3 protein-coding genes and 1 pseudogene are annotated in these 3,900 nt (G+C 67.9%); 1 reads left to right on the forward strand and 3 read right to left on the reverse strand.

Annotated elements, in window-relative coordinates; translation table 11 throughout:
- A partial coding sequence (locus AC2VOK_RS04940; RefSeq protein ID WP_486944283.1) for a cyclic nucleotide-binding domain-containing protein occupies positions 1-220 on the reverse strand: 220 nt, incomplete at its 3' end.
- A gap of 250 nt (positions 221-470) precedes the next feature.
- Between AC2VOK_RS04940 and AC2VOK_RS04945 the strand changes: the two genes are divergently transcribed.
- A complete protein-coding gene (locus tag AC2VOK_RS04945; protein ID WP_428899493.1) occupies positions 471-2,312 on the forward strand; it encodes an AMP-dependent synthetase/ligase in 1,842 nt (613 codons plus the stop codon).
- A gap of 272 nt (positions 2,313-2,584) precedes the next feature.
- On the opposite strand, the gene AC2VOK_RS04950 is transcribed toward AC2VOK_RS04945, so the two are convergent.
- The gene (locus tag AC2VOK_RS04950; protein ID WP_428899494.1) at positions 2,585-3,388 is read right to left on the reverse strand and encodes a ribosome hibernation promotion factor; all 804 of its coding nucleotides are present in this window, start codon (positions 3,386-3,388) and stop codon (positions 2,585-2,587) included.
- Between the two features lie 9 nt (positions 3,389-3,397).
- Positions 3,398-3,520 (reverse strand): annotated as a pseudogene (locus AC2VOK_RS04955) (hypothetical protein); the annotation flags it as partial.
- Between the last annotated feature and the right edge of the window lie 380 nt (positions 3,521-3,900).

The following is a 3,900-nucleotide window of genomic DNA, read 5'->3' on the forward strand; positions in this document are numbered from 1 at the left end:
AGGTGATGATCGCAAACGACGTCGCGCGCTCTCCCTGCCGCATCAGGACCTCGCCGGGGGCGGCGGACAAGGGCACCAGCTCGGCGGCCAGCGCAACGAGGCGCTCTGCCGGAATGCCGGCGAAGACGTCCAGCGTGGCCAACTCCTGTGCGCGCACGGCGCTCGCGGCAGCCCGCTCGGTGGCCACCTCCGGCCGGGGTCGGCTGCCACGACGGGTCATTCACGGACTCCGGCGCCTCGTCACGCACCGCACGCTACGCGAGTGGCGGACCCCGCGCCGGGGCACTTGGCTGGTAAGGGCGGTGACAAAAGGCCCTGCCGCGTCAACAATTCGGCGTTTGCGCGGCGCCTTGTCAGACCCGGCGAATCGGGTGACTTTCGTCTCTATATTCGGGGCCCGGGACGCCGCAGGATCGGGTTACCGATAAGCGACCGCGCGGTATTCAGAACGGCACCAATGGATTACCGAGATGAAAACATCACTTGCCTCGCTGGAGAGGCCGGACTTCACCAAGATCGACAATCGCGCGCCCTCGGTGGCGCAGATGTTCCTCGACCGCGTCGCGGCCACCCCGGGCGCGGAAGCCTTCCGGTATCCGCAGGACCACGGCTGGGACAGCGTGACGTGGCAGCAGGTCGGCGAACGCGTCGCCGACATCGCCGCCGGGCTGATCGCGCTGGGGGTCGCGCCGGAGGACCGGGTGGCGCTCGCCTCGTCGACGCGCTACGAATGGGTGCTCGTCGATTTCGCCGTGATGTGCGCGGGCGGCGCGACCACCACCGTGTATCCGACGACGCAGGCCGCCGATGTCGCCTACATCGTCGCCAATTCGGGAAGCCGGGTCGTCGTCGCCGAGGATCACGGCCAGCTCGACAAGCTGCTCGAGCGCCGAGCCGAACTGCCTGATGTGAGCAAAGTGGTACTCATCGACGGCAACGGAGACGGCGACTGGGTGATCGGGCTACCCGAATTGGAGCAGATGGGTAAGCAAATGCTCGCCGACGCTCCCGACGCCGTCGCCCAACGGGTAGCGGCCATCGGTCCGGACCAACTCGCCAGCCTGATCTACACGTCCGGCACCACCGGGCGCCCGAAAGGCGTGCGGCTGACCCACCGGGCGTGGACCTATACCGCCGCGGCCATCGACGCGCTGAACATCCTCGGGCCCGACGACCTGAACTTTCTGTGGCTGCCGCTGGCGCACGCATTCGGCAAGGTGATGCTGGCGTTGCCGCTGCAGGTCGGGTTCCCCACGGCGATCGACGGCCGGGTCGACAGGATCGTGGACAACCTCGCGGCCCTACGACCGACCATCATGGGCGCCGCGCCGCGCATCTTCGAAAAGGCTCATGCCCGCGTCGAGGGGATGGTCGCCGAGCGTGGACTGCTGACGAAGACGATGTTCGACTGGGCGATCCGGGTCGGCAAGAACGTATCCGAGGCCCGGCAGGCCGGGAGGCGACCGTCGCTGGGGTCCACGCTGGCCTACAAGGTCGCCGACCGCCTGGTGCTGAACACCATCCGGCAACGCTTCGGCGGCCGGTTGCGGTTCTTCGTCTCGGCGGCCGCCGCCCTGGACCGCGACGTCGCGCGGTGGTTCGACGCCGTCGGCATCATCGTCCTCGAGGGCTACGGCCTGACCGAGACCGCAGCCGCGTCATTCATCAACCGCCCCAACGCCTACCGCTTCGGGACGGTCGGCTGGCCGTTCCCTGCGACCGAGGTGAGGATCGCCGGCGACGGCGAGATCCTGCTCAAAGGGCCGGGGTTGATGACCGCGTACCACGAACTGCCTGACGCCACCGCCGAAGCGCTCGACGCCGCGGGCTGGTTCCACACCGGTGACATCGGGGAGATCGACGCCGACGGGTTCCTGAGGATCACCGACCGCAAGAAGGACATGTTCAAGACCTCGCAGGGCAAATACGTTGCGCCGTCGGCGATCGACGCGAAGTTCAAGGGCATGTGCCCGTATGTCAGCGAGCTGCTCGTCTACGGTGAGGGCAAGCCTTACTGCGTGGCGCTGGTCAGTCTCGACGGTGAAGCGATCGCGGACTGGGCCGCCAGGAACGGCCTGGCGGACAAGTCTTTTCCCGAGATCGCGCGCGACGAGAGGACGCGGGAGCTCATCGCGGGATACATCGACGCGCTCAACTCGGAGTTGAACCGGTGGGAGCAGATCAAGAAGTTCGCGATCGCCGACCACGAGCTCTCGGTCGAGTCCGGCGATCTGACGCCGAGCCTGAAGCTGCGCCGCAAGGCCGTCATCGACAAGTTCGCGGACCGGCTGTTGGCGCTCTATGAGCAATGAGCAATGAGCAATGAGCAATGAGCAATGAGCACGATTGCCTGCGCGGACCGGGCGTGCTCACCGGCAAGTTCCCGCGGCGAGATATCCGCGCTCGGCTCGAGGATATGGACGCGGTCGCAAAGCTCCTCGGCGTGCACAACGACGCCTCGCTGAACCACCCCGATGGGGGTCGTCAAGGGCTGGGTGTGAAGCGGCGGTCCCGGGCCGGGGGGATTTCCCGGGACCGCCGCGGCACAGGGCCCTTCAAGCTATCGCCGGCTGTCGGTGCGTGCTCAGTTCGCCGGTGTGATGAGCCCGTAATGACCGTCGTAGCGGTGATACAGGACGCTGCCGCGCTCTCGTGCGGTGTCGACGAAGAACAGGAACGGCAGGCCGAGCAATCCGATTCGTTCGATCGCCTGCTCGACGGTCAGCCGCGGCGCCGGCGCCGGACTGACCGTCAGCGGAAGCTCGAAGGGCTCCAAGTCATCGACGTCCTGCGGATTAACCTGCGCCACGCGGTATTCCGCAGGTCCGCCGCGATAGAGCACGCTGTCCTGCCTGGTCCCCTTTTCGGTGAAGAGATGGAAGTCGTAGTCGAGCAATTCCATCTCGAACGCCGCTTCGTCGACGGTACAGGTGGGCACGGAAAACGACTTGTGCCGCATGATCCGGCGTTCGCTTTCGGGCCGGGGGAAGTAGTTCGGCCGGTGGGTGGGCTCGGACTGGTGCCGCCATTGGTGCGGCCCGCCGCGGGGAGTTGCGCCCCGTCGGGATTCCCCATGCTCGGCGATGCGCTCCAGCCGTTGGCGGAGCCGCGCCTCGAGACGGTCGACGGCTTCGCGCGCTGTGACGCCTTCGGCCTGCGCGCGGACCAGTCTGCCGTCGACGTCGAGGTTGGCCTGCGCGATCACCCGGCGGGCCACCGCCGGGTTGCCCTGCTCGCTCAGCCTGACGTGAGCGTGCAGCACCGGCTCGTGGGTGAGCCGGCCGAGCTCGCCGATCTTGATCCGGGCGTAGTGGTCGGCGCCGGGCAGCTGGCCGTGTGTCGTGACCTCCACCTCGAAGGCGGCCGGTAACTCGTTGCGGTGTTTCATGATTCGTTGCTACGCTTCCCTGCTTCGTTGCTGTAGGACCAAAAGTCGGTGATGCAGGCCTGTGACCGGCTGGTGAGTATTGGCCGCGATGTCGCTCGACGTCAACGCGGACAACTGATTCGCCAGATCCGACTCGTCGATCAGCACGTCGACGCGGCACGTCGCGGCCTCCTCATCGTTGGCAGTCACCCAGGGTCTCCTCGCGTCCATGGCTGATGCCGATTCGACCACCGCCCCGGGGTTCGCAGTAGAGGCGGAAGTCCCGAGTCACGGGGTCGTTCGTCTGGGGTGAACCGGGCGGCGCAGCGCGCAGTGGCCTGGCCCGACCCGGCCGGCAGGTGGGCGGCTCGGGAGCCCGCGACCTGCCGGCCCGGCGCTCTGGCCGGCCCGCGGTCGCGCCAGGGTGACGACGTCCGCAGCCACGCCGCCCCGGGGCGTCGGCCGGTTTTTCGTGACCGGTGCCCGCACCACTCCCGCCGGCGCCTGAGCGCGCGGGCAGGCGAACACCGCTA

It is taken from the genome of Mycobacterium sp. TH-M116 (assembly GCF_057473685.1).

Excerpts from the sequence above, each read along its gene's own strand:
- AC2VOK_RS04945 (WP_428899493.1), top strand. The coding sequence starts at position 471 with ATGAAAACATCACTTGCCTCGCTGGAGAGGCCGGACTTCACCAAGATC.
- AC2VOK_RS04950 (WP_428899494.1), bottom strand. The coding sequence starts at position 3,388 with ATGAAACACCGCAACGAGTTACCGGCCGCCTTCGAGGTGGAGGTCACG.